Source organism: Rhodobacter calidifons (assembly GCF_011174775.1).
In the GTDB taxonomy this organism is placed as follows: Bacteria; Pseudomonadota; Alphaproteobacteria; order Rhodobacterales; family Rhodobacteraceae; genus Tabrizicola; species Tabrizicola calidifons.
Window position 1 is genome coordinate 249,556 of the sequence record NZ_JAANHS010000003.1, and the last position, 24,754, is coordinate 274,309.

At 67.7% G+C, this 24,754-nt stretch carries 23 protein-coding genes; 13 read left to right on the plus strand and 10 right to left on the minus strand.

Features of this window, described 5'->3' with window-relative positions; genetic code table 11:
- Positions 1-6: 6 nt before the first annotated feature.
- The 5 genes from G8O29_RS06085 to G8O29_RS06105 are packed head-to-tail and all read left to right on the plus strand — an operon-like array spanning position 7 to position 5,752.
- Positions 7-1,497, plus strand: a complete 1,491-nt coding sequence (locus G8O29_RS06085) for a tripartite tricarboxylate transporter permease (RefSeq protein WP_166402344.1) — start codon at positions 7-9, stop codon at positions 1,495-1,497.
- Positions 1,490-2,767 (plus strand): aspartate aminotransferase family protein, encoded by a 1,278-nt coding sequence (locus tag G8O29_RS06090; protein ID WP_166402345.1) that lies wholly within the window; start codon positions 1,490-1,492, stop codon positions 2,765-2,767. The genes G8O29_RS06085 and G8O29_RS06090 overlap by 8 nt, the downstream gene beginning before the upstream one ends.
- Positions 2,764-3,723 carry a phosphotransferase enzyme family protein gene (locus G8O29_RS06095; RefSeq protein WP_166402346.1) on the plus strand — a complete coding sequence of 320 codons (960 nt, stop codon included), beginning with the start codon at positions 2,764-2,766 and terminating at the stop codon, positions 3,721-3,723. The genes G8O29_RS06090 and G8O29_RS06095 overlap by 4 nt, the downstream gene beginning before the upstream one ends.
- Positions 3,720-4,964, plus strand: a complete 1,245-nt coding sequence (locus tag G8O29_RS06100; RefSeq protein ID WP_166402347.1) for a Tm-1-like ATP-binding domain-containing protein — start codon at positions 3,720-3,722, stop codon at positions 4,962-4,964. Before G8O29_RS06095 ends, G8O29_RS06100 begins: the two co-directional genes overlap by 4 nt.
- Positions 4,961-5,752 carry an SDR family NAD(P)-dependent oxidoreductase gene (locus tag G8O29_RS06105; protein ID WP_166402348.1) on the plus strand — a complete coding sequence of 264 codons (792 nt, stop codon included), beginning with the start codon at positions 4,961-4,963 and terminating at the stop codon, positions 5,750-5,752. Before G8O29_RS06100 ends, G8O29_RS06105 begins: the two co-directional genes overlap by 4 nt.
- On the opposite strand, the gene G8O29_RS06110 is transcribed toward G8O29_RS06105, so the two are convergent.
- From G8O29_RS06110 to dapA, 3 genes are all read right to left on the minus strand, one after another.
- Positions 5,714-6,619, minus strand: a complete 906-nt coding sequence (locus tag G8O29_RS06110) for a DMT family transporter (RefSeq protein ID WP_302848564.1) — start codon at positions 6,617-6,619, stop codon at positions 5,714-5,716. The two genes, G8O29_RS06105 and G8O29_RS06110, sit on opposite strands and share 39 nt — an antisense overlap.
- A gap of 82 nt (positions 6,620-6,701) precedes the next feature.
- Positions 6,702-7,730, minus strand: a complete 1,029-nt coding sequence (locus tag G8O29_RS06115; protein ID WP_166402349.1) for a trans-3-hydroxy-L-proline dehydratase — start codon at positions 7,728-7,730, stop codon at positions 6,702-6,704.
- 108 nt (positions 7,731-7,838) lie between these two features.
- Positions 7,839-8,711 (minus strand): 4-hydroxy-tetrahydrodipicolinate synthase, encoded by an 873-nt coding sequence (gene dapA / locus G8O29_RS06120; protein WP_166402350.1) that lies wholly within the window; start codon positions 8,709-8,711, stop codon positions 7,839-7,841.
- Between the two features lie 134 nt (positions 8,712-8,845).
- Between dapA and G8O29_RS06125 the strand changes: the two genes are divergently transcribed.
- Complete coding sequence (locus tag G8O29_RS06125) at positions 8,846-10,780, plus strand: lytic transglycosylase domain-containing protein (protein WP_166402351.1); 1,935 nt, start codon at positions 8,846-8,848, stop codon at positions 10,778-10,780.
- Between the two features lie 6 nt (positions 10,781-10,786).
- Here G8O29_RS06125 and G8O29_RS06130 read toward each other — a convergent pair whose 3' ends face one another.
- Positions 10,787-11,227: an ion channel gene (locus G8O29_RS06130; protein WP_166402352.1), complete on the minus strand. Its 441-nt coding sequence runs from the start codon at positions 11,225-11,227 to the stop codon at positions 10,787-10,789.
- Between the two features lie 49 nt (positions 11,228-11,276).
- Here G8O29_RS06130 and smpB point away from each other — a divergent pair, with 49 nt between their 5' ends.
- From smpB to G8O29_RS06160, 6 genes are all read left to right on the plus strand, one after another.
- A complete protein-coding gene (gene smpB, locus G8O29_RS06135; protein WP_166402353.1) occupies positions 11,277-11,756 on the plus strand; it encodes an SsrA-binding protein SmpB in 480 nt (159 codons plus the stop codon).
- A 137-nt stretch (positions 11,757-11,893) separates the two neighbouring features.
- Complete coding sequence (locus tag G8O29_RS06140; RefSeq protein WP_207623679.1) at positions 11,894-12,172, plus strand: hypothetical protein; 279 nt, start codon at positions 11,894-11,896, stop codon at positions 12,170-12,172.
- A 91-nt stretch (positions 12,173-12,263) separates the two neighbouring features.
- Positions 12,264-13,127 carry a 3-mercaptopyruvate sulfurtransferase gene (gene sseA / locus G8O29_RS06145; protein WP_166402355.1) on the plus strand — a complete coding sequence of 288 codons (864 nt, stop codon included), beginning with the start codon at positions 12,264-12,266 and terminating at the stop codon, positions 13,125-13,127.
- A gap of 121 nt (positions 13,128-13,248) precedes the next feature.
- Positions 13,249-14,424, plus strand: coding sequence for an amino acid aminotransferase (locus tag G8O29_RS06150; RefSeq protein WP_166402356.1), 1,176 nt, complete (start codon positions 13,249-13,251; stop codon positions 14,422-14,424).
- Between the two features lie 234 nt (positions 14,425-14,658).
- Positions 14,659-15,711, plus strand: coding sequence for a Hint domain-containing protein (locus G8O29_RS06155; RefSeq protein ID WP_166402357.1), 1,053 nt, complete (start codon positions 14,659-14,661; stop codon positions 15,709-15,711).
- Between the two features lie 78 nt (positions 15,712-15,789).
- A complete protein-coding gene (locus tag G8O29_RS06160; RefSeq protein WP_166402358.1) occupies positions 15,790-17,109 on the plus strand; it encodes an acetyl-CoA hydrolase/transferase family protein in 1,320 nt (439 codons plus the stop codon).
- 263 nt (positions 17,110-17,372) lie between these two features.
- Here G8O29_RS06160 and G8O29_RS06165 read toward each other — a convergent pair whose 3' ends face one another.
- From G8O29_RS06165 to G8O29_RS06180, 4 genes are all read right to left on the minus strand, one after another.
- Positions 17,373-18,248: a DMT family transporter gene (locus tag G8O29_RS06165; RefSeq protein ID WP_166402359.1), complete on the minus strand. Its 876-nt coding sequence runs from the start codon at positions 18,246-18,248 to the stop codon at positions 17,373-17,375.
- Between the two features lie 9 nt (positions 18,249-18,257).
- Positions 18,258-18,689, minus strand: a complete 432-nt coding sequence (locus G8O29_RS06170; RefSeq protein ID WP_166402360.1) for an EamA family transporter — start codon at positions 18,687-18,689, stop codon at positions 18,258-18,260.
- A 160-nt stretch (positions 18,690-18,849) separates the two neighbouring features.
- Positions 18,850-20,217, minus strand: coding sequence for an ammonium transporter (locus G8O29_RS06175; protein ID WP_166402361.1), 1,368 nt, complete (start codon positions 20,215-20,217; stop codon positions 18,850-18,852).
- 29 nt (positions 20,218-20,246) lie between these two features.
- Positions 20,247-20,585 (minus strand): P-II family nitrogen regulator, encoded by a 339-nt coding sequence (locus G8O29_RS06180; RefSeq protein ID WP_166402362.1) that lies wholly within the window; start codon positions 20,583-20,585, stop codon positions 20,247-20,249.
- Positions 20,586-20,863: 278 nt separating this feature from the next.
- Here G8O29_RS06180 and G8O29_RS06185 point away from each other — a divergent pair, with 278 nt between their 5' ends.
- Positions 20,864-23,170 carry a transglycosylase domain-containing protein gene (locus tag G8O29_RS06185; RefSeq protein WP_166402363.1) on the plus strand — a complete coding sequence of 769 codons (2,307 nt, stop codon included), beginning with the start codon at positions 20,864-20,866 and terminating at the stop codon, positions 23,168-23,170.
- Positions 23,171-23,285: 115 nt separating this feature from the next.
- Here G8O29_RS06185 and G8O29_RS06190 read toward each other — a convergent pair whose 3' ends face one another.
- Both G8O29_RS06190 and G8O29_RS06195 read right to left on the minus strand, forming a co-directional pair.
- Positions 23,286-23,894, minus strand: coding sequence for an MlaC/ttg2D family ABC transporter substrate-binding protein (locus tag G8O29_RS06190; protein WP_166402364.1), 609 nt, complete (start codon positions 23,892-23,894; stop codon positions 23,286-23,288).
- Positions 23,884-24,615 carry an MlaA family lipoprotein gene (locus G8O29_RS06195; protein ID WP_242678922.1) on the minus strand — a complete coding sequence of 244 codons (732 nt, stop codon included), beginning with the start codon at positions 24,613-24,615 and terminating at the stop codon, positions 23,884-23,886. The genes G8O29_RS06190 and G8O29_RS06195 overlap by 11 nt, the downstream gene beginning before the upstream one ends.
- Positions 24,616-24,754 lie beyond the last annotated feature (139 nt).

The following is a 24,754-nucleotide window of genomic DNA, read 5'->3' on the forward strand; positions in this document are numbered from 1 at the left end:
GCGCCGATGGAGAGCTTCCTTTCCGGCATCGAGCTTCTGGCCCGCTGGGACGTGATCGCCGCGCTGATCGTCGGTTCGATCGGCGGCGTTCTGGTCGGTGCCATGCCCGGCGTCGGCGCGGCGGTGGCCATCGCCATCGCCCTGCCAGTGACCTTTTCGCTGGAGCCCATCGTCGGGCTGACGCTGCTGCTGGGGATCTACGGATCCTCGATGTTCGGCGGGGCGATCCCGGCGATCCTGGTCAACACGCCCGGAACGCCGGTGAACGCGCTGACCACCTATGACGGCTATCCGATGACCAGGCGCGGCGAGGCGCGGCGGGCGCTGAGCTTGGCCTATTCCGCCTCGTTCTACGGGGCCGTGCTGTCCATCTTCGCGCTGATCCTGCTGGCCCCCGTGCTGGCCAGGGTCGCGCCGATGTTCGGGGCACGGGAAATCTTCCTGGCGGCGCTTCTGGGCATCGTGCTGGTCGTCGTCACCCATCGCGGGCAGGTGCTGCCGGCGGCCATCCTCGCCTGTCTGGGCATCTTCCTGTCCACCATCGGGATCGAGCCCTCGGCCTATACCCAGCGCTACACCTTCGGCCAGTCCTGGCTGCAATCCGGCGTCGATCTGATCGTCGTGGTCCTTGGCCTTTTCGCCATCAGCCAGGCGCTGGTGCTGTTGATGAGCAAGGACAAGCGCGTCGCTCTGCCCCATGTCGAGAAGTCCGGCTTCTTCCGCCAGATGCGCGAGCTTTGGGTCTATCGCCGCATCGCCTCGGTCGCCTCTGCCTTCGGGGTGGTCTGCGGCATGATCCCCGGCGTGGGCGAGTTCATGTCGCAATTCATGTCCTACAGCTATGCCCAGCGCACATCGAAGACGCCCGAGTTGTTCGGAAAGGGCAACCCCGAGGGGATCGTGGCGTCCGAGGCCGCAAACAACTCGGTCCCGGCGGCGGCGATGATCCCGCTTCTGGCCCTGGGCATTCCGGGGGAAGAACTGACGGCGATGATGCTGGCGGTGTTCTATGTGCACAACGTGGTGCCGGGACCGCGACTTTTCGCCGAGCAGATGGACTTCATCTATGCGCTCTACATCAGCCTGTTCCTGCTGAACGTGATGGTGGTGGCGTTCCTGTTCTTCGCCACCCGCACGCTGATGAAGGTCATGCTGATCCCGAACCGTTTCCTGGGCATGATGATCCTGACCTTCAGCCTGATCGGCATCTACACGCTGCGCAATTCGCTGACCGACATCGCCATCGCATCGGCCTTCGGGGTCTTCGGCTTCATCCTCAAGCGGCTGGAATTGCCGACCTCGCCGATCATTCTGGGGATGGTGCTGGGCAAGCTGATGGAGGACCGGCTGCGCACCGCCATGGCCCGGGTGCGCGAGCCCTGGGATTTCATCGACCGGCCCATCGCCTTCGTCCTGTTCCTGATGATCCTCGCGGCCATCGGCGCGCAGGTCTGGACGGTGCTGAAGGCCCGCAGGCAAGGGGGTGCGGATGGCTGACCTGATCGCACGGCGCCGGGCGCTTCTGGGGCCCAATGTCCCGACCTTCTACGACGACCCGGTGCATGTGGTGCGGGGCGAGGGGGTCTGGCTCTGGGATGCCGAGGGGCGGCGCTATCTCGACTGCTACAACAACGTGGCGCATGTCGGGCATTGCAACCCGCGCGTCGTGCGGGCGATCTGCGATCAGGCGGCGACCCTGAACACCCACACGCGCTATCTGCACGAGGGCATCCTGGACTATGTGGAGCGCCTGACCGCGACCTTCGACGATCCGCTGACCACCGCGATCCTGACCTGCACCGGGTCCGAGGCGAACGACATCGCGCTGCGCATGGCGGAAGGTGTCACCGGCAAGCGCGGGATCATCGCCACCGATGCGACCTATCACGGCAATACCGCGCTGGTCAGCCATCTGTCGCGGTCGAACGTGCCCGAGGTGGGTTTCGGCCTCGGCCAGTATCTGCGCCATGTCGAGGCGCCCGACAGCTACCGCATCCCCGATCCCGACGGCCAGCGGTTCGCGGCGCAGGTGGAGGCGGCCATCGCCGATCTGGAACGGTCGGGCATCGGTTTCGCCGCGCTGATCCTGTGTCCCCTGTTCCTGAACGAAGGCTTCCCCACGCAGGCGGAAGGCTGGCTGCGCCCCGCCGCCGAAGCGGTGCGGCGCGCGGGCGGGCTGTTGATCTGCGACGAGGTGCAGTCCGGCTTCGGGCGCTCGGGCAGCCATTTCTGGGCGCATCAGCGGCAGGGCGTGGTGCCGGACGTGGTGACCCTGGGCAAGCCGATGGGCAATGGCCACCCGGTCGCGGGCCTGGTGACAACGCCCGGGATCATGGCGCGTTTCCGCAGCGCGTTCCGCTATTTCAACACCTTCGGCGGCAATCCCGTGTCCTGTGCTGCGGCGATGGCGGTGCTGGACGAGGTGCAGGAGCGCGACCTGCAAGCCAATGCCGCGCGGATCGGCCGGCTGGCTGCGGTCCGGCTGTCGGAGTTGCAGCAGAAGTATCCCGTGATCGGCGATGTCCGGCAATCCGGCATGGTCTTCGGTGCGGAATTCGTGCTGGACCGCGACACGAAGGCCCCCGCCTCGGCCTATGCCGACCGCGTGGTGAACCGGCTGCGCCAGCGCGGGGTGCTGTTGTCAAGGCTTGGCCGGCACAAGAACACGCTGAAGATCCGCCCGCCGATGCCCTTTGGCGAAGAGCATCTGGACCTTCTTGTCACCACGCTGGACGCGGTTCTGGCCGAAACGCCGGTGTCGGAATGACCGATCCGCTGGCCGAGGCGCTGGCGCTCTGGGGCCTGGCCGGGGCCGACTGCACCTTCGTCGCCGGGCGCGAGAACCGGGTCTGGCGGGTCCGCTCGGCACGGGGTGACCACGCCCTGCGGCTGCGCCGACCCGGTTACCGCGACGAAGCCGAGCTTCGGTCGGAACTCGACTGGCTGGCGGCGCTGGACCGGGCCGGGTTGCAGGTGCCACGCCCCCTGCCCTCGCGGAGCGGGCGGCTGATGGAGCGGGTGGGCGCAGGCTTTGCCGATGTGCTGGGCTGGCTTCCCGGTCGCCCGCTGGGGCAAAGCCGCGTGCCGCTGGTGCTGGAGGACCGGACGGGCACCTATCGCGCGCTTGGGGCCGAGATCGCGCGGCTGCATGCCGCCTGCGACGCCTGGACGCCACCGCCGGGCTTTCGCCGCTGCCGCTGGGATGCCGAGGGTCTCGTGGGCGAGGCGCCGGTCTGGGGCCAGTTCTGGGACAACCCGACGCTGGACCCGGCCGACCGCACCCTGTTCCTGCGCCTGCGCGACGCGGCGCGGTCCAGGCTGGCGGGCACGACGGCGGATTTCGGCCTGATCCATGCCGATCTGGTGCGGGAAAACGTTCTGCTGGACGGCGGAACGATCCGCCTGATCGACTTCGACGACGGCGGCTTCGGCTATCGGCTGTTCGACCTGGCCACAGTCCTCTTGAAGTCCCTGGACGAGCCGGATCACCCGGCCCTGCGCGCGGCGCTGATCGCGGGCTATCATGAGTTGCGGCCGCTGGACCTGTCGCTTCTGGACCTTTTCATCGCCTTGCGCGCGCTGACCTATGTCGGCTGGATCGTGCCCCGGATGGCGGAACCCGGCGGGGCCGCGCGCAACGCGCGTTTCGTGGCCGAGGCGCGCGCACTTTGCACGGGCTGGCTACAGGACAATACTGCACGCACAGGGGGAGGCGCGGCATGACGAAAACCATCCTGGTCATCGGCACGTTCGACACCAAGGCGGACGAGCTTGACTATCTGATCGGCCGGATCAAGGCGCAGGGCGGCGCGGTGCTGGCGATGGATGTCAGCATCCTGGGCGAGGCGAAGGTTCCGGTCGATGTGACCAAGCACGAGGTGGCCGCAGCGGCGGGCGAGACCATCGCCGGCCTGATCGCGCTTGGCGAGGAAGGCGAGGCCTTCGAACGGATGAGCACGGGCGCAGCCGCCCTGACCCGGCGCCTCCATGCGGAGGGGCGCTTTGACGGCATGATCGCCCTGGGCGGCACCATGGGCACCGACCTTGCGCTGGATTGCGCCCAGGCCCTGCCGCTGGGGGTGCCGAAATACATCGTCTCGACCGTCGCCGGATCGCCGCTGATCGCGCCGGACCGGATGGCGGCGGATGTGCAGTTCATCCTCTGGGCCGGGGGGCTTTACGGGCTGAATCCGCTCTGCAGATCCTCGCTCAGCCAGGCGGCGGGGGCGGTGCTGGGCGCGGCGCAGGCGGTGGAGCCGCCCGCCTTCGACCGGCCGCTGATCGGGATGACCTCGCTGGGGTCGTCCTGCCTGAAATACATGAAGCGGCTGCACCCGGAACTGACCCGGCGCGGCTATGACATCGCGGTGTTCCACACCACCGGCATGGGCGGGATGGCCTTCGAGCGGCTGGCCCTGGCCGGTCATTTCGCCTGCGTGATGGACTTCTCGGTGCAGGAATTCGTCAACGCGGAAGGCGGCTCGCTGGTCAGCGCCGGGGCGGACCGGCTGACGGGCGCGGGGCGCAGCGGCACGCCGCAGATGGTGGCGCCGGGGGCGGCGGACATTCTGGACCTTGCGGGCTGGCAGGAGATGCCGGACCGCTTCCGCGACCGCCCCTGCCATGTGCACAACCGGCTGATCAAGAGCGTGGCCTTCACCCCCGACGAACGCCGCGCGCTGGCCGTCGCCATGGCCGAACGGCTGGCCGGGGCGAAGGGGCCGACCCATGTCTTCCTGCCCGCGGGCGGGATCGAAGAATGGGACAGGCCCGGCGAGGCCGCGCATGACCCCGAGGGCCTGGCCGGTTTCATCGCGGCGGCCGAGGCGGCGCTGCGCGGCCGGGTGGACCTGACCGTGCTGGACTGCCACATCAACGACGCAGCCTTCTGCGACGCGGTGCTGGCACGGCTGGACGCCTGGGTTGCCGCGGGGATCGTGCCGCCCGGTAAGGCCGCGGCATGAGCGGGCGGTTCACCGGCAAGGTGGCGCTGGTCTCGGGCGGGAGCACCGGGATCGGGGCGGCAACCGCCCGGAGGCTGGCGCAGGAAGGCGCGCAGGTCGTGGTCATGGGCCGCCGGCAGGCGCAGCTTGCGGCGGTCGCCGGGCCGATCGGGGCCGCGGTCTGCACCGGCGATGCCGCCGACCCAACCGGGGCTGCGGCGGCGGTCGCTCTGGCCTGCGACCGTTTCGGCGGGCTGGATGTCGTCGTCGCCAATGCCGGCGGCCACGGCTTTGCCACGCTGGCCGAGACCTCGGATGCCGACTGGGAAGCCGCCCGCCGGTCCAATCTCGACACGGCAGTGATCCTGCTGCGCGCGGCCTTGCCCGAGCTTCAGCGCCGCCAGGGCGCGATCGCGGTCACCGCCTCGATCGCCAGCCTTGCCGCTCCGGCCGGCGCCTTCGGCTATACCGTCGCCAAGCATGCCCAGATCGGCCTCGTCCGGTCCATCGCGCGGGATTTCGGGCGGCAGGGCGTGCGCTGCAATGCGGTCTGCCCCGGCTGGGTGACGACCGAGATGGCCGATGCCGAGATGGACGAGCTTTGCGCCCGGCAGGGCCTGGCCAGTCGCGAGGCCGCCTATGCCCTCGTCACCCGCGACGTGCCCCTTGGCCGCCCCGCGCATCCCGACGAGGTCGCGGCGGCGATTGCCTTCCTCTGCTCGGCCGATGCCGCGATGATCACCGGCGCGGTGCTGACGGTGGATGGCGGTTCAACCATCGTCGATGTCCCGACGCTCGCCTTCGGCTGAGGCGGCGCGGGCATCCTGTTTGCGGGTCAGGGCAAAGACGCCCGATCCCACCACCAGCGCCGCACCGATCCAGGTGGCCAGGTCAGGACGTTCGCCGAACAGGACCATGGCCAGCACCATGGCGAAGACCAGCCGGGTATAGCGGAAGGGCGTCACGGCCGAGACCTCTCCGGTCCGCATCGCATGGCTCAGCGCGTGATATCCCAGCATGCCGAAGGCCGTGCCGGCCGCCAGCCGGGAAAGGTCGGCCAGGTCGGGCAGCCTGGCTCCGCCGCTGACCGCAAGCAGGATCGCCCCGGCCAGCGCCAGCATCGCAAAGCCCAGCGCGCCGAGCTGCCGGTTCGACAGGCCCTCCGGAGCAGCGCGCGTGGCCAGGTCGCGGCCGGCAAAGCCAAGAAGGCCGACCACCGCCAGCAGCGACAGGGCCGAGAATTCCGCCCCCGGCCGCAGGATGACCATGACGCCGGCAAAACCGGCCAGAACCGCCAGCCAGCGGCGAAGGCTCACCCTTTCGCGGAAGACCAGCGCCGCCCCGGCCACCACGACAAGCGGCGTGGCTTGCAGGATCGCCGAGGTGGTGGACAGCGCGGTCAGCGTGATGGCAAGACCGTAGAACAGCCGACCCGTCACCTCGAACGCGCTGCGGATCAGCATGGGGCGCGACAGGAAGGCGGCGGGCAGGATCGGCTCGCCCCGGCGCGCGGCCATGGCGGCGAAGACCAGCATCCCGCACAGGCCGATGCTGAACAGGACCTGGCCCAGCGGCAGCGCCGCAGCGGCGGCCTTGACGAAGACATCCTCGACGGCGAAGCCCGCCATGGATACAGTCATGTAAAGCGCGCCGCGTTGGTTGTCGGTCAGCGCCAAGGCCGCCTCCTCGAGCCCTTCCGGCACGCGTCGGTGGTCAGCGAGGAGTGGACGCAGTCCTCGACGAGCGGGTGCGGAAGCCTCACCGCGCGCCCCAGGTGTCGCTCAGCCGATAGCCCTGCGGCCAGGGATCGTCAGGGTCCAGCATGTGCTGGTGCACCCCGGTGATCCAGGCGCGGCCCGAGATTTCCGGCAGGATCGCGTCGATCTCGCCCAGCTTCGCGGCCCCGACGATCCGCCCCGCGAACTCACCCCCGATCAGCGACCGCGCCCGCAGCACCTCGCCCGGGCCGATCTGGCCCCGTGCGGCGAGGAGGGCAAGCCGCGCCGAAACCGCCGTCCCGGTGGGCGAGCGGTCGATCTTGCCGGGACGGATCGAGACGGCGTGCCGCGTCTCCCATCCGTCGGCGACGCGGACCAGCGGACCGGCGAAAAGACAGAAAGAGAAATGCCGCCAATCCGGGTTTTCAGGATGGTGGAAGCCCAACTGTTCGTCGGCTGCCCTGGTGATCCGGACCCCCAGCCGCGCCATCGCATGGGCCTCATCCGGCGCATGTGTGAACCCGACCGCCTGGGCATCGACCACGACGAAACTGTCGGCCCCATAGGCCGTGTCCACCGTCAGGCGACCCAGCCCGGGGACATCCAGCGGCACGCCCAGCCGGTCGGCGAAGGACGGAAAATTGCGGACATGGATACGCTCGGCCTTTCCGGCGCGGCAATCGGCACGGACTGTCAAAAGCCCCCCAGGCGCTTCCAGGACCAGCTCCGTCACCGGCTCGGTCATCGGAATGATCCCGCAGTCCAGCAGCACGGTCGCCACGCAGATCGCGTTCGACCCCGACATCGGCGGGTTGTCCTCGGGCTCCATGATGATGAACCCCATCTGCGCGCGGGGGTTCTTGGGCGGCACCAGCAGGTTCACATGCCGGAACACGCCGCCGCGCGGTTCGTTCAGGACGAAGTTCCGCAGGGTCTGGTCGCGCCAGAGCGCCTGGCGCATTTCCCACAGCGTCGCGCCGGGCGGAGGGGCGACGCCGCCGACGATGACATCGCCGACCTCGCCCTCGGCATGGGCCGAGATGACATGGATGGCCTTGATGCTGCGCATGGGCGGACCTTGCTTGGGCTGGGCGGAAATGACAAGCGCCCCGCCGGTCGGACGGGGCGCAAATCTTTTCGAAAAGATTTGCAAATTCCTTCGAAGGAATTTGGCGCCTCAGATCAGCCCGGCGTGCTGCATCGCGGCCTTGATCCTGGCCTTGGTGCCGTCCGTCAGCCCTACCAATGGCAGGCGGACCTCTTCCGAACAGAGACCGAGCAGCGACAGGCCATACTTCGCCCCCACAAGACCGGGCTCGATGAAGATCGCCTCGTGCAGAGGCATCAGCTTGTCCTGATACTCCAGCGCCTTGGCATAATCGCCGCGCAGGGTCGCCTCCTGAAACTCCGCGCAGAGACGCGGGGCAACGTTGGCGGTGACGCTGATGCAGCCCACCCCGCCATGCGCGTTGAAGCCCAGTGCCGTCGCGTCCTCGCCCGAAAGCTGGATGAAATCCGCCCCGCAGGCGGCACGCTGCTGGCTCACGCGTTCGATCTTGCCGGTCGCGTCCTTGACGCCGATGATCCGGGGCAGTTTCGCCAACTGGCCCATCGTTTCCGGCGTCATGTCGATCACCGACCGGCCGGGAATGTTGTAGATGATGATCGGCAGCTGGCAGCAGTCGTGCAGCGCGGTGTAATGCGCGATCAGGCCGGCCTGCGTCGGCTTGTTGTAATAGGGTGTCACCACCAGAGCCGCATCCGCCCCGACCTTCTCGGCGTGGCGGATCAGGCTGATGCCTTCCACGGTGTTGTTCGACCCGGCGCCCGCGATCACCGGAACGCGGCCTGCGACGGCAGCCACGACCTCTTCGATCACCCTCTGGTGTTCCGCGTGGCTCAGCGTCGGGCTTTCGCCCGTCGTCCCCACCGGCACGATCCCGTGGCTGCCCTCGGCGATGTGCCAGTCCACGAGTTTCTTCAGCGTCACCAGATCGAGCTCGCCGTTCTTGAACGGCGTCACCAGGGCAGGAAGGGACCCTCTGATCATGACGCTTCTCCTGTGATGGGCGGGATTGCCCGAAACCGGGTTCCTCTTAGCGGCTGGCAGACCCAAAGCCAAGTCTTGCGCGCTGACGCAAGTGTGGGTTGTCCACCGGCGCCGCGTCAGGCAGATTCAGCGGCATGAGCAGCAGAACAATGATCCGGGCGCTGGTCCTGGCCCTTGGCCTCCAGACGCTTCCGGCGACAGCAGATACGACACAGGCGATGCGGACAGCGCTGGAGCTGGCCGCGGGAAAGGATTTCGACGGCGCGCTGGCCGTCGCGCCCTCGGGGGTCGGGCGCGACGTGATCGAATGGCAGCGCCTGCGGGCGGGCGGCGGGCGGCTGGGCGATTACGAGGCCTTCCTGCAACGCCGCCCGGACTGGCCGGGCCTGCCGCTTCTGCGCGAAAAGGGCGAAGAGGCCGTCGCGCGCTCGACCGATCCGGCCCGCATCATCGCCTGGTTCGAGGTCGGTCTGCCCGTGACCGGGCGCGGTGCCATCGCCTATGTCCGCGCGCTTCAGGCCCAAGGCCGGGCGGCAGAGGCCGAGACCGAGGCGATGCGAGCCTGGTCCAGGCTTGCCTTCTCGCCCGAGCAGGAAGCCGAGATGATCGGTCTTGCGCCCGAAGCGGTGGGTTTCGTCCATGAACTGCGTCTGGACACTCTCCTGTGGGAAGGCCGGACGAAAGAGGCGACGCGGATGCTGTCGCGCGTGCCCGAGGATCTTCAGGCCCTCGCCCGCGCGCGGATCGCGCTGCAAGAACAGGGCAAGGGTGTCACCGGCCTGATCGAGGCGGTGCCGAAAAGGCGCGCGGGCGATCCGGGCCTGGCCTATGACCGGTTCATCTGGCGGATGAAGAAGGATCTGTACGACGAGGCGACCGAGCTGATCCTCGAGCGTTCAAAATCCGCCGAAAGCCTCGGCCGCCCGCAGGCCTGGGCAGAACGCCGGGCGCTTCTGGCGCGCTGGCTGATGCGGCAGGGCCGCGCGAAAGAGGCCTACCGGGTCGCCGCGAACCACCATCTGCCGACCGACAGCGGTGCCTCGGCCTATGCCGATCTGGAGTTTCTGGCGGGCTTCATCGCGCTGCGGCGGCTGAACGATCCGGCGACAGCCGAAAGGCATTTCCAGCATCTCCTTGCCGGGGTTTCGACGCCGATCAGCGTGGCGCGGGCGCACTACTGGATCGGCCGCGCAGAAGAGGCGGCGGGGCGCGACGGCAGCGCCAGCTACCGGGCGGCGGCAAGGCACCAGACGGCCTTCTACGGGCTGCTGGCCGCCGAACGGCTGGGCCTGTCGCTGGACGCAGGCCTTCTCGCCCGGCCAGCCACCCCGGACTGGCGCAGCGCCGGGTTCACCCGGTCCTCCGTGCTGGCTGCGGCCGAGCTTCTGCGCAAGGCCGGCGATCGCAGCCTGGCCAGGCGCTTCCTTCTGCACCTCGGCGAAAGCCAGGACGCGACGGGACTTGCCCAGATGGCCGACATGGCGCTGGCCTGGGGCGACCCGAACATGGCACTCCTGATCGCAAAACAGGCCGCCGAACGCGGGCTGATCCTGCCGCATGCCTATTACCCGATCCCCGATTTCGTGCCGGACGGGCTGAAGGTCAGCCGCGCGCTGGCCCTGTCCATCGCCCGGCGGGAAAGCGAATTCGACCCCACCGCCCGGTCCTCGGCCGATGCGCGCGGGCTGATGCAGGTCCTGCCCGGAACGGCCAGGCTGATGGCGGGAAAACTGGGCAAGGAGTTCGACGCAGGCAAGCTGACCTCGGACCCGGCCTACAACGTGACGATGGGCTCGGCCTATCTGGCCGAAATGGCGGCCGAGTTCGGCCCCTCGATCGCGCTGATCGCCTCGGGCTACAATGCCGGGCCAGGCCGCCCGCGGCGCTGGATCACCGAATTCGGCGACCCGAGGCGTCCCGACGTGGATGTCGTGGACTGGGTCGAGACGATCCCCTTCGCCGAGACGCGGACCTATGTGATGCGGGTGGCCGAGGGCGTGGTGATCTACCGGGCCAAGCTGAAGGGCGCGGTCGGGCCGGTCAGGATCACCAGCGAGCTGAAAGGCTGAGACGGATCAGTCCTTGTGCCGCACTTCCAGCTGCGTCAGCCGGACCTGGCGCAGCGCCTCGACCAGAAGCGCGGTCAGCAGGCCAAAGCTGAGGAACCCGTTCACCGCCGCCATGGCCGCAAGGATGCGCCAGTCCTCCGGCGGCACCACATCGCCCAGGCCCAGCGTGGTAAAGGCGACCAGCGCGAAATAGGTGGCCTCCTCCAGGCTGGCAAAGGCCCCCAGCGTGAACATCGCAAAGGCCCAGATCCAGACACCCGCCGTCACCACCGCCAGCACCCATAGACCGACCGCGACCAGCATCGCCAGAAGCTTCAGCCGCTGCGGCGGCCGCAGCAGCCAGGGATGGACCCGGCGGAACCCGACTTCCAGGACCAGGGCCGCGCTGGCCATGACCAGAATGTTGAGGATCAGCAGAACCGACCCCAAGGCAATCTGTCCGAACATGTCGCCCCTTCTGGACTAAGCCTGCACCAAGGCTTATCTCACCGCGATCATGGTGGCAAAGTCCGATCCGAACTCCAGGCTGATCGCCGAGAACCGGCGCGCGCGTTTCGATTACCATATCGAAAGCGACCTCGAGGCCGGCATCGTGCTTTTGGGCTCCGAGGTGAAGAGCCTGCGGCAGGGCGGCGCGAACATCGCGGAAAGCTATGCCTCGGTCGAGGGCGGCGAGCTGTGGCTGATCAACAGCTACATCGCCCCCTATCTTCAGGCCAGGACCTTCGGGCATGAGGAACGGCGGCGGCGCAAGCTTCTGGTTTCGAAGAAGGAACTATCGCGGCTGTGGTCGGCGGTGGGGCGCGAGGGCATGACCATCGTTCCGATGAAAATGTATTTCAACGACCGCGGCGTCGTGAAGCTGAAGCTTGGCATCGCCAAGGGCAAGAAGCTGGCCGACAAGCGCGAGACCAGCGCCAAAAGGGACTGGGAACGCGACAAGGCCCGGCTGCTGAAACAGAACTCCCGCGGCTGAACTTGCACTGATCACGCATTCATTGCCGGATTCGCCGGTTTCTGGCAGTCTGTTCCTTAACGGACAGGAAGTCCGGGGGAAAAGCCGGGACAACCCGGTCAGGGAACCGGCGAAGAGGGAAGGTAAGCGGTATGGGTATGGAACTGATCATCCAGATCATTGCGGGCCTCATCGGCGGCAATGCGGCGGGTGCCGGGCTCAAGACTCTCAGTCTCGGGACGGCGGGCAACTCGGTCGCGGGCGCGGTCGGTGGCGGACTTGGCGGTGTTCTGATGGGCATGCTCGGCGGTGACGCCGGGGCTGCGGCTGCCAACCTGGACCTCGGTACGATCATCCAGTCTGTCGCGGGCGGCGGCATCGGTGGTGCCGTGCTGACGGCGATCGTGGGCATGCTGAAGAAGGCCATGGCGAAGTAATTCGCCCTGGAACGGGGGCCCATGCGCCCCCGCGCCGCTTGCGCCCCGTGCGCCCGCGCGGATATATCCTGGTCAACTCCGGGAGGCCCGCATGACCCCATCGCCGCAGGATGACCCAAGGACGTTGGTCTCGACCGACTGGCTGGCCAGACACCTGCGCGACCCTGACCTGCGGGTGCTGGACGCCAGCTGGTACCTGCCGGCCGAGAACCGGGACGCCAGGGCCGAATACGCCGCCGCCCATATCCCCGGCGCGCGGTTTTTCGACATCGACGAGATTTCCGACCAGCGGTCCTCCCTTCCCCACATGGCCCCCCCGCCCGAGAAGTTCATCTCCCGCATGCGCGCGATGGGCGTGGGCGACGGGCATCAGGTGGTGGTCTATGACGGCGCGGGGATCTTCTCCGCCGCCCGGGTCTGGTGGACCTTCCGGCTGATGGGCAAGACGGATGTCGCGGTGCTCGACGGCGGTTTCCCGAAATGGCAGGCCGAGGGGCGCGAGATCGAGGACATGCCCCCGGTGATCCGCGACCGGCACATGACGGTTTCCCGCCAGAACCATCTGGTCAAGGACGTCACGCAAGTCGCCCATGCCGCCAAGCTGGGCGAGGCCGAGATCATCGACGCCCGCGCCGCCGCCCGGTTCAGGGGAGAGGCGCCCGAACCCCGTCCCGGCCTGCGCGCCGGCCATATTCCGGGGTCGAAGAACCTGCCCTTCACCGAGGTGCTGAATCCCGACGGGACGATGAAGCCTCCCGCCGAACTGAAGCGGATTTTCCAGGCCGCCGGGATCGACCTGACGAAGCCTGCGATCACCACCTGCGGGTCCGGCGTGACGGCGGCGGTCCTGTCGCTTGCGCTGGAACGGATGGGGCACCGGAATCATGCGCTCTATGACGGGTCCTGGGCCGAATGGGGCATGTATGAGGATCTGAAGGTGGCGACCGGCCCCTGACGCCTGCCAACGAAAAGTGGGAACCGGTTTTCGCGCCCGGCAGGCGACCACTTGCCTTCGCCGCTTGCCGTTGCCGTGGCGTTATGGCACTGGGCGGGCGTCCAGAACCCCGGGAAATCCCATGCTCGAAACGCTTCATCCCCAGCCGCAGGACAAGATCCTGCAACTCATCGCCATGTTCCGTGAGGACCCGCGGAGCAGCAAGATCGACCTTGGCGTCGGCGTCTACAAGGACGCAAACGGCCTGATCCCGGTGATGCGCGCGGTCAAGGCGGCCGAAAAGCAGCTGTGGGAGACGGAGACCACCAAGACCTACACCGGCCTTGCGGGAGAACCGGCCTACAACGCGGCGCTGGTGAACATGATCCTCGGCGACGGCCACGCTGACCGCGCGGCCTCGGTGGCGACCCCGGGCGGGACCGGCGCGATCCGGCAGGCGCTGGAACTGATCCGCATGGCGAACCCCAAGGCGCGCGTCTGGCTGTCGGCGCCGACCTGGCCGAACCATCCCTCGATCGTGAAATACCTGGGCATGACCGGGGTCGAGTATCGCTACTTCGATGTGGCCACCTCGGGCATCGACTTTGCCGGTCTGATGGCCGACCTCGAAGGCGTGGCGGCGGGCGATGCGGTGCTGCTGCACGGTTGCTGCCACAACCCCACGGGCGCGAACCTTGATGCGGACCAGTGGGATCAGGTGATCGCGCTTTTGCAACGGAAAGGTGCCGTGCCCTTCGTCGATCTGGCCTATCAGGGCTTCGGCGACGGGCTGGACGCCGATGCCGAGGCGACCCGCAAGATTGCCGCTGCCTTCCCCGAGGTGCTGATCGCCGCCAGTTGCTCGAAGAACTTCGGCATCTACCGCGAACGCACCGGCATCCTGATCGCGCTGACCAGCGCGGAGCGCAAGGCGGTGGTGCAGGGCAACCTGAACTTCCTGAACCGGCAGAACTACAGCTTCCCCCCCGACCACGGCGCGCGGCTGGTGACGATGATCCTCGAGGACCCCGCGCTGACCGCCGATTGGAAGGCCGAGTTGGAGGAGGTGCGCCAGAACATGCTGTCCTTGCGCCGGCAGCTGGCCGATGCCCTGCGCCGGGCGACGAACTCTGACCGCTTCGACTTCGTGGCGGCGCATCGCGGAATGTTCAGCCGCCTCGGCCTGACCGAGGCGCAGGTCAACCGCCTGCGCGAAGATCATGGCATCTACATGGTCGGCGACAGCCGCATCAACATCGCGGGGCTGAACGCGCAGACCGTCCCGGTTCTGGCCGCCGCCATCGCGCAGGTGATCTGACCGGACCGCCAACCACAAGCCTCCCGAATCGGGACTCGCATCGGTCCGGTCCGGTTCACACCGGACCCGCGTCAGCGTCTCACCACGGTCGCCCCGCGCGGGGCTGCGCCCCCTTTGCCCCGGCCGCGACCTGCGCAAACGTTCGCCAGATGTCCAAATCTTTCCTTCTTTCAACCAGAAATTTACGTCACAGTCACAGGGTAAAGGTGACAGCTTGGTAAGAGGCAGCTCGAAATGCCGACAACATTCAACGTCTTCCAGTTGGGCGTGCAGCCGATCATCGACCCCACGGAAGGCAATCAGGTCGCGGAAGATGCCTCGGCGCTGGTCGGACTGAGCTTTGGCACGATGTCGAACCCGCTGCTGAACACCGCGGCGGTGTTGACCCCCGGGTCGTTCAACGGCGGTACGGCCAATGTCTACGACATGAACAACTCGTTGTCGAACGACACGTTCCGCATCAATGGCGGGCCGCTGCAAACCTTCGACGGCGCAGCGAACTACAACGCGACCATCACCTATCTGGATGGCACCACGGCGACGATCACGGCCGTCATCTTCCAGGACACGGCGGGCAACACCTACTGGGCGCCGGAATTCTCGGCGAATGCCGACCAGGCGGCGATGGAGGCCAAGCCGATCCGCTCGCTGACGCTGGACAGCCTGAACGGCAACACGTTCACCGGCATGAACGCCATCCGCGAGACGTGGAACTACCTGATCTGCTATGTGCGCGGCACTCGCATCCTTACCCCGGACGGCGAAAGGCCGATCGAGGATCTGCGCCCGGGCGACCTTGTGACCACGCGGGACAACGGCGCCCAACCCATCCGCTGGATCGGATGCAGCCGGGCTGCCGCGCGGGGCACGCTGGCACCCGTGCGCCTTGCGCGGGGGGCGCTTGGCCGGGGCCTGCCGCGGCGCGACCTCCTGGTGTCGCGTCAGCACCGCATGTTGCTTTGCAGCCCGGTGGTCGAACGGATGTTCGGCACGAAAGAGGTTCTCGTGCCTGCCGTCAAGCTGCTGGGCCTGGCCGGGGCCTCTTTGGAGGAAACCGGTGGGTCGGTGGACTATTTCCACCTGCTGACCGACCGGCACGAGATCATCTTTGCCGAAGGCGCATCCAGCGAGACGCTGCTGACCGGGCCGGAGGCGCTGGAAGAGATCGAGACGCTCTTCCCAGGCCTGATCGACGCGGTCGCCAGCCCGGCCTGCAAGGTGGTGCGCGATGCCCGGATCGCCCGCCTGATCGCGCGCCATGACCGGCACCGGATGAGCTTTGTCTAGCCTCAACCCCGTTTTGCGCCGATAACCTCTGCAAGGGTGCCGAGTCCTGATGCGGCTCGGGGCGCAGGGAGAATCGCGATGGCCAAGGCAGCAAGGCGGATCACGGCCGAAGAGGCGGCGGGGCTGGTCCGGTCGGGGATGTGGCTGGACTACGGCGCGGTGCTGGGCCAGCCCGACGCCTTCGACGAGGCCCTGGCGGCGCGGCTGGGCGAGGTGACGAACCTGCGGTTCCGGTCGGTCCTCACCGCCCGCCCCCGCGCCGTGCTGGAGGCGGACCCGGAGGCGCGGCATGTCCACTGGTTCTCGACCCACTTCTCCGGCTACGACCGCCGGAAGCATGACGCCGGGATGGCGCATTACCTGCCGGTGAACCTGGGCGAGGTCCCCGACTACTACCGCCGCTTCATCGACCCGCCGGACATCGTGGTCTTCAAGACCGCGCCGATGGATGAGAGGGGCTTCTTCAACTTCGGCCCGAACACGCTGTGGATGCGGGCCCTGGTCGAACGCGGCAAGGTCGTGATCGTCGAGGAGACGCCGACGCTACCCTATGTGATGGGCGAAGGGACCGGGGTGCATGTCTCGGAGGTGGACTACATCATCCCGGGGTATGACCGCCCGATGGCCGAACTGCCGAAGGCACCGGCGACCGAGGTCGACAAGGCCGTGGCCCGGCTGATCGCGGCGGAGGTGGAGGACGGCGCCTGCCTGCAGATCGGGATCGGGGGGATGCCGAATGCGGTCTGTTCGCTCTTGGCGGAAAGCCCGGTTTCGGATCTGGGGATCCATACCGAGATGATGACGGACGGGATCGTGGACCTCTATCGGGCGGGGCGGGTGACGGGGGCGCGGAAGCAGCTGAACCCGGGGAAGATGGTCTGCACCTTCGCCTTGGGGGCGCAGTATCTGTACGACTTCATCGACCGGAACCCGGAGGTGGAGTTCCATCCGGTCGATTACACGAACCTTCCCCACACCATCATGCGGAACGACCGGGTGGTGTCGATCAACAACACGACCCAGATCGACCTGCAAGGCCAGGCGGCGTCGGAGACGGACGGGTTCCGGCATATCTCGGGCACGGGGGGGCAGTTGCAGTTCGTGCGGGGGGCCTATGGGTCGAAGGGCGGGAAAAGCTTCATGTGCCTCGCCTCGACCTACGAGAAGAAGGGGGAGCGGCGGAGCCGGATCGTGACGGCGCTGACCCGCGGCAACGTGGTGACGACGCCCCGGACGGACATGATGTATGTGGTCACCGAATACGGGATGGTGAACCTGAAAGGCCGGTCGATTGCCGAGCGGGCGCGGGCGCTGATCTCGATCGCACACCCGGATTTCCGGGAGGAGCTGGAGCGGGACGCCTGGGAGCACCGGCTGATCCCGCGGGGGTTCTTCTGAAGCGCGCCGCGCGTGGCGCGGTTTTGCAGGCCTTGTGAATCAATGGGTTGGCTGTGGGCGTTCAGCGTTTGTTAACGCTTTGCGGGTGGGGGCGGTTGTCATATCGAGCGCCTTCGGCGCGAAGACTATTTGTCTCGCCGTTTTGTGTGAAGGACACAAAACGGCTCGGAGGCCTCCGGCGGGGATGTTTGGGGAAGGGAAAGCTGTGCGCGGTGCAAGGGGCTGAGGCGGTCTCTGCCTGAATGGCACAAGCTTGGCGTGCTCTACCGGCTTGCCTGCCAGGCGGCCAGCACTCCTGCGGTGGCGATCAGGGCCATGCCGGTGAAGCCCAGCGCGTCGGGCAGGTGCCGGAACACCAGCCAGCCAAGCAGCGTGGCGAAGGCGATGTGCATGTAGTTGACCGGGGCCAGGGTGGAGGCCGGGGCCTCGCGGTAGGCCGAGGTCAGGAGGAGATGGCCGACCGTCGCGCAGGTGCCGTAGAGGAGGATCAGGCCGATGTCGGGCAGCGTCGGCATCGTCTCGCCCCCGATCACCAGCGTCGCGCCCACGGACAGGACCGACCCCACCAGCGCGGTGTGGAAGAGAAGCGCCATCGTCGTCTCGGTCCGGGTCAGGATGCGGGTCAGGAGGTGGTAGCCGGTGCCGAGGACGGCGTTCACAAGGCAGAGCGCGACGCCCCAGGGGTCAAGCCCGCTGCCGGGGCGGGCGATTAGGAGGACCCCGGCAAAGCCGAGCGCGGCGCTGATCCAGCCGATCAGCGGCACCCGCTCGCCAAGGATCGGCCCGGAGGCGAGCATCAGGAGGACGGGGGTGATGTAGATCAGCGCCACCGTCTCGGCCACCGGCATCACGCGGAGGGAGAGGAGCATGGTGACGGTGGCAACGGCGAGGAGAGCGCCGCGCAACAGGACAAGGCCGGTGCGGTGCGTCGCCCAGACGGCGCTGCGATGGCGGGGCCACATGGTGACAAGGACGAGGACGAGGTTGATGAGGTAGCGGGCGGAAAGGACCATCGTCGCGGCGTAGAGCATCGACAGGTGCTTGCCCAGGGTGTCTCCCGTCGCGAAGAGGAGCGTCGCCGCCACGACCAGCGCGACGCCCTTGAGCGGAGTTCCTGTTTGCGCGACGGCTGTGTCCAATTGGGGGCGTCAGACTTTTACAGCCACGAGGACGGCACCTGCCGCGATCAGGACGACCCCGGCCCAGTTCACCGCTGACAGCCTTTCACCCAGGAAGATCGCGGCGAAGATGGCGACGAGGACGACACTGAGCTTGTCGATCGGGGCCACGCGCGAGGCGTCGCCCAGTTTCAGCGCGCGGAAGTAGCAGAGCCAGGACGCCCCGGTGGCGAGGCCCGACAGCACGATGGCGCCGAGCGTGGTCCAGGACACGCGGGCCGGGTTCTGCCACTGGCCCGTCGCGGCGACGATCAGCGCGAGGACAGCGAGGACGACGCAGGTGCGCAGAAGCGTGACAACATAGTCCGAGGGCAGGCCGCTGACGCCGATCTTGACGAAGATCGCGGTCAGCGCGGCGAAGGTGGCGGAGAGGACGGCCCAGAATTGCCAGGTGGTGGTCATTGTCGCGTCTCCTGTCCCGATGCGGCCAGCCTAGGCCATTGCGCGCGGCGGGCCAAGGCGGCGCGACGGAAACGAGAGCGGCCCGCGGGGGAAGATCCCGCGGGCCGTCCTGGTTCGGTGGCGGACAGGGAGGGAGGAGTGTCCGCCGCCGGGTCGTGCCTTACGAGTGGTAGGCCTGCTCGCCGTGGCTGGTGAGGTCCAGACCCTGGCGCTCGGTGTCGCTGTCCACCCGCAGGCCCATGGTCATGTCCACCAGCTTGAAGGCGAGGAACGCGACCACGGCGGACCAGACGATGGTGATCAGCACGCCCTCGATCTGGACCCAGAGCTGCGCGCCGATGGCGAAGTCGTCGCCGCCGGTGCCGCCGAAGGTCGAGGCGGTCAGCACGCCGGTCAGGACCGCGCCGACGATGCCGGCCACGCCGTGGATGCCGAAGACGTCCAGGCTGTCGTCGTACTTCATCTTCAGCTTGACCACGGTGACGAAGAAGTAGCTGGCCAGCGTCGCAAGCACGCCCAGAAGGATCGCCCCCATCGGGCCGATGGTGCCGCAGGCCGGGGTCACGGCGACAAGGCCGGTGATGATCCCCGAGGCCGCGCCCAGCATGGACGCCTTGCCGCGCTGCACACTCTCGATCGCGCACCAGGCCAGCGTCGCGGCGGCGGTGCAGATGAAGGTGTTGATCATCGCCAGCGCCGCGCCGCCGTTGGCTTCAAGGTTCGAGCCGACGTTGAAGCCGAACCAGCCGACCCAGAGCATCGAGGCGCCGATCATGGTCATGACCATGGAATGCGGGGCCATGTTGTCCTTGCCGTAGCCCACGCGCGGGCCGATCACGATGGCGCCGACCAGCGCCGCGATCCCGGCGTTGATGTGGACCACGGTGCCGCCGGCAAAGTCGATGGCGCCCTTGCCATAGAGATAGCCCGCCCCGTCCCAGACCATATGGGCGATCGGGAAGTAGGAGAAGGTGCCCCAGAGGACCGAGAAGACCAGGATCGAGCCGAACTTCACCCGTTCCGCAAAGGCGCCGATGATCAGCGCGGGCGTGATCGCGGCGAAGGTCATCTGGAAGGCGATGAACAGGTATTCCGGGATGACGTAGCCGTCCGAGAAGGTCGCCGCCATGCTGTCGGCGGTGACGCCCGACAGGAACAGCTTGCCCGTGCCGCCCCACCAGGGCGAGGTCGAGCCGCCGAAGGCGAAGGAATAGCCGTAGACGACCCAGACGATCATCATGACGCAGGCGATGGCGGTCGTCTGCATCAGGATCGACAGCATGTTCTTCGACCGCACCAGCCCGCCGTAGAACAGCGCCAGGCCCGGCAGGGTCATGAACAGGACGAGGACGGTCGAGATCATCATCCAGCTGACGTCGCCCTTGTCCATCACGGGGACGACCTCGGCGGCCGCTTCTGCGGCGGCTTCGGTCGCCTCGGCGGCGGCTTCCTGCGCCCGGGCGGGCAGGCTGGCGAAGAGCGCAGCGGACAGCGCGCCCAGGCCAGCGAGTTTCGATTGCATCTTCATGTCAGGTGTTTCCCCTTTTCCCCCGCCGATCACAGCGCGTCGTCATCGGTTTCGCCGGTGCGCACCCGCACAGCATGTTCAACGTCCAGGACGAAGATCTTTCCGTCGCCGATCTTGTCCGTCCTGGCGGTCTTCTGGATCGTCGCCACGACCTGATCGGACAGCGCATCGGAGACGACGATCTCCAGCCGGACCTTCGGCACGAAGTTCACGGCATATTCCGCGCCGCGGTAGATTTCGGTGTGCCCCGACTGGCTGCCGAACCCCTTGATCTCGGTCACCATCATGCCGCGCACGCCGATGGCGGTCAGCGCCTCGCGCACCTCCTCGAGCTTGAACGGCTTGATTGCTGCAATGATGAGCTTCACGTGTTTCCCCTCTGTCTTTGGCAGGCACCCAGAGGTGGGCCCTTCGCCAGTCATGAGGCAGGCGAAGGCTGCGCATGCACAAGAAACGGTGGCCCTTCAGCGCCGCAGATCCGGGGATTGGTGCACATTTTTTGCACTTATTTCGACAATCGCCTGATTTTTAGGCGCCTATCGAATGCGAATCGTGGCCTGCCCGACTTCGCTTTCCGGCAAATCCGGGATAATGTGCCCGCCAAACGGGCGGGAACGGCCCAGGCTGACGATTGGCAAGGGCAGGCATGGCAACTGGAAACCGGGGGCGCGGCCCCCTTGTGGCGGACAAGAGATACCCTTCGGCGCGCGCGGGCGCCTCTGCCGGTGCGGCGACCGGCGGACCACGAAAGCCTGCCCCGCCGAAAAGTCCGAAGGCGCCGCGCGGGCGGACGCGCCGCGGCCGGCCGGCGCGGCAGCACGGGCTGATCATGGGCCTGTTCCTGGCGCTCTGGCGGGTGCTCTGGGGCCTTGTGTGGCGGACCACAGCCATCGGCCTTCTGGTCTACGGCGGGATCGTCGGCTACTTCTACGCCCAGTTGCCCGAGGTCGATGCCCTGATCGACGGCCGCGCCCGGGGTTCGGTGACCATGCTGGACCGCAACGGCGAGGTCTTTGCCTGGCGCGGCGAAACCTTCGGCATGGTGACGGCGGACAGCGTGGCGAAGGTCCTGCACGACGCCATCGTCGCGACCGAGGACAAGCGGTTCTACTGGCATCTCGGCATCTCGCCCCGCGGCATCGCCAGCGCGATCCGGATCAACCTGTCCGAAGGCCGCGGCGCCTTCGAGGGCAACGGGGGTTCGACCATCACCCAGCAGACCGCCAAGCTGCTGTGCCTGGGCGTGAAATGGGACCCGGCAGTCTGGAAGTCGGAAGCCGACTACGAGAAGGACTGCCGCAAGGGGGGCATCTGGCGCAAGCTGAAGGAAGTCCCCTTCGCCATGGCGATGGAGGCGAAATATACCAAGGAAGAGATCCTGACCATCTACATCAACCGCGCCTATCTGGGCGCGGGGGCGCGCGGCTTCGAGGCGGCGGCGCAGCGCTATTTCGGCAAGTCGGCGAAAGAGGTGAACGCGGCCGAGGCGGCGATGCTGGCGGGGCTGCTGAAGGCGCCGTCCACCTTCGCGCCGACGGCAAGCCTGGAACGCGCCCGGAGCCGGGCCGCGGTGGTCATCGGGCTGATGGAGGAGCAGGGCTATCTGACCAAGGCCCAGGCCGACGAGGCACGGGCCAATCCCGCGGTCCTGTCCAAGGCGGCCAGGCAGCGCGCCGGCGGCTATTTCGCCGACTGGGTGATGGAGACCACGCCCGACTACCTGGCGCGCGACACGACCGAGGATGTCATCATCGAGACGACGCTGGACCCCGACATCCAGCGCAAGGCGGAAGAGGCGCTGAAATGGGTCTTTGATACCAAGGTCAAGGCCGGGTCCGAGGCGCAGGCGGCCATCGTGGTGATGAGCGCGGACGGCGCGGTGCGTGCCATGGTCGGCGGGCGCAACGTGCCGAACGCGGGCGATTTCAACCGCGCGACCCAGGCGCTGCGGCAGACCGGATCGACCTTCAAGCCCTTCGTCTATGCCGTGGCGATGGATCTGGGCTACAGCCCGATGGACCTGGTCGAGGACAGCCCGATGTGCATCTACACGCCCGGGTCGGGCGACTGGTGTCCGCAGAATTACGACCGCAAGTTCAAGGGCACCATCACGCTGACCCAGGCCCTGGCCGAAAGCCGCAACATCCCGGCGGTGCGGGTCTCCGAGGCGGTGGGCCGCGACCTGGTCAAGCGGGTGGCGACCGATTTCGGCCTGGCGCAGAATTTCGCCAACGGCCCCGCCCTGGCGCTGGGGGTGTCGGAATCGACGCTGATCGACATGACCGGCGCCTTCGCGGGCATCCTGAACGGCGGCTCGGCGGTTTCGCCCTACGGCTTGCAGGCGCTGAAGCTGAAGGGGATGGACGAGCCCCTGTTCGGCGCGGGCGGCGGCATCGGCGAGCGGGTGATCAGCGAGAAGGCGGCGCATGCGCTGACCTACATGATGACCGAGGTGCTGAACGGCGGCACCGGCACCCGCGCGCGGCTGAAGGACCGCGAGGCCGCCGGCAAGACCGGCACCACGCAAAGCGCGCGCGACGCCTGGTTCGTGGGCTTCACCGCGGATTACGTCGTGGGGGTCTGGATGGGCTATGACGACAACCGGCCGCTGACCGGCGTCACCGGCGGCGGCCTGCCGGCCGAGATCTGGCACGAGGTCATGGTGCGGATCAACGAAGGCGTGCCGCCGAAGCCGCTGATCAAGGAGATCCCGGACAGCACCTTCGCGCCGATCGGCGAAGGCGCTGGCGAAGGCGCGATCAGCGCCGAGGACGTGCCCTATTTCGACGACCCCGACGCCCCGGTCTTCAACGGCCAGTTCTACGAGGACCCGGTGACCGGCGAAAGCGTGCCGATCTACGAGGGCGTCCCGCCCCTTGGCGCGGTGATGGAGGGCCCGGTCCGCGATGACGACCTGGCCAGCCGGATCGAAGCCCTGCTGAACGGCAACTGAGGCGCGACGGCCGGCCTTGGGACGCGCTGGCAGAGGGCCGGGTCACGCCTTGCGGGCGCAGGGCCCGCAATGAGAAGACGAAGTCGCACGCGGAGCGGCGGGGCTGAGCGCCGGGTCAGAGCGTCTGGAGGTCCGCGATCAGCCGGTCGAGATCGCCCTTGCGCTGGTCCAGCAGCGCGCCCATTTCGGTGCGCTCGGAGGAGAGCATGTTCACGCCCTCGATGATGATGTTGAAGAACAGGCTCTTGCCGGCCTTGTCCGAGACATGCCAGCGGACCTCGAAGGGGGCCTGACCCTTCAGGCGGGCCGTCGAGACGACCTCGAAATAGCTTTTCACCGCGCGGGCGCCGGCCACCTCGATCCGTCCGCCCTGGAACTCGCGGAACCGGCGGCCGTATTTGCGACTGATATAGCCCTGGAAGGCGCTGGTATAGGCCGCCATCTGCGCCTTGGAGGCCGAACGCGCCGCCGTCCCCAGAACCGACCGCGCGATGGTGGGCACATCGGCATAGCTGGCGAAGAGCTTCTCGAAATCCTTCAGCATCGCGCTTTCGGACTTGCCGGAATTGATGATCCTGTTGACGTCGTCGACCGTCCTGACAACCAGATCCTTGGCCGCTTCGGCCGTGAGGGCCAGGGCCGGTCCGGGCAGCGCGGCAAGCGCCGCTGCGGCCGCAAGGCCGGCCGCGAAGGCCCGGCGCGAGAGGGGGATGTCAGTCTGCATAGGGGTCCTCGTAGGGATCGATGAATGCGTCGTCGCCGGCGCCCTCCGCACCGCCTGCCGCCTTGCCCCGCGCCAGCTGGAAGCGCCGGTTCTGAAGGTAGAGGAGCCGCGCCTGGGCATAGCTGTCTGCGCTGTCATATAGGACGGAATCCACCGTGGCCGAGAAGCGGTTGCGATCACCAAGCCGTGAGATGAGCCGGATGACGCGCGCCGCGTTGGCCTCGCGCACGGGCAGGGCGCGGCCCACGGGGTCGAAGACGGTGTCCACGACCATCCCCACCGCGTCGCGGGCGGTGGAGGGTCCGGCCAGCGGCAGTTCCAGATAGGGCCCCTCGCCCACGCCCCAGACATGCAGGGTCTCGCCGAAGTCGGTCGGCTTGCCGGCAAGTCCGATGGCCGAGGAGAAGTCGAACAGCCCTGCCACGCCGAAGGTCAGGTTCATGCCCAGCCGCAGCGTGTTCTGCCCGGCATCGGCCAGGCGCAGCTGGAGGAGGTTGTTGGCGATGTCGCCCGGCAGGCCCAGCGTGTCGGCGAGGTTGTCGATGCCCTGCCTGACCGGCTCGGGCACAACGCCCACGCCCCTTGCCGCCGGAGCGACCAGGCTGCGGTCCACGGCCTTGTTGAAGCCGTGCACCGTGCGGTTTGCCGGTTCGAACGGGTCGTTGATCGCATCGCGGCCCGAGGGCGCACCGCAGGCGGCCACAAGCAGGCAGGCCGACATCACGAGGGCCGAAATCGGCGGGACCTTCCCGGAAATCAATGGAATGTTCAGACCCATGCCCCTACTGTCCGGCCTCGACGCAGCTTAGACTAGTGTCCGATCGCCGCAGGCCAAGCCATAAGTCCCCGTCCTGACCATG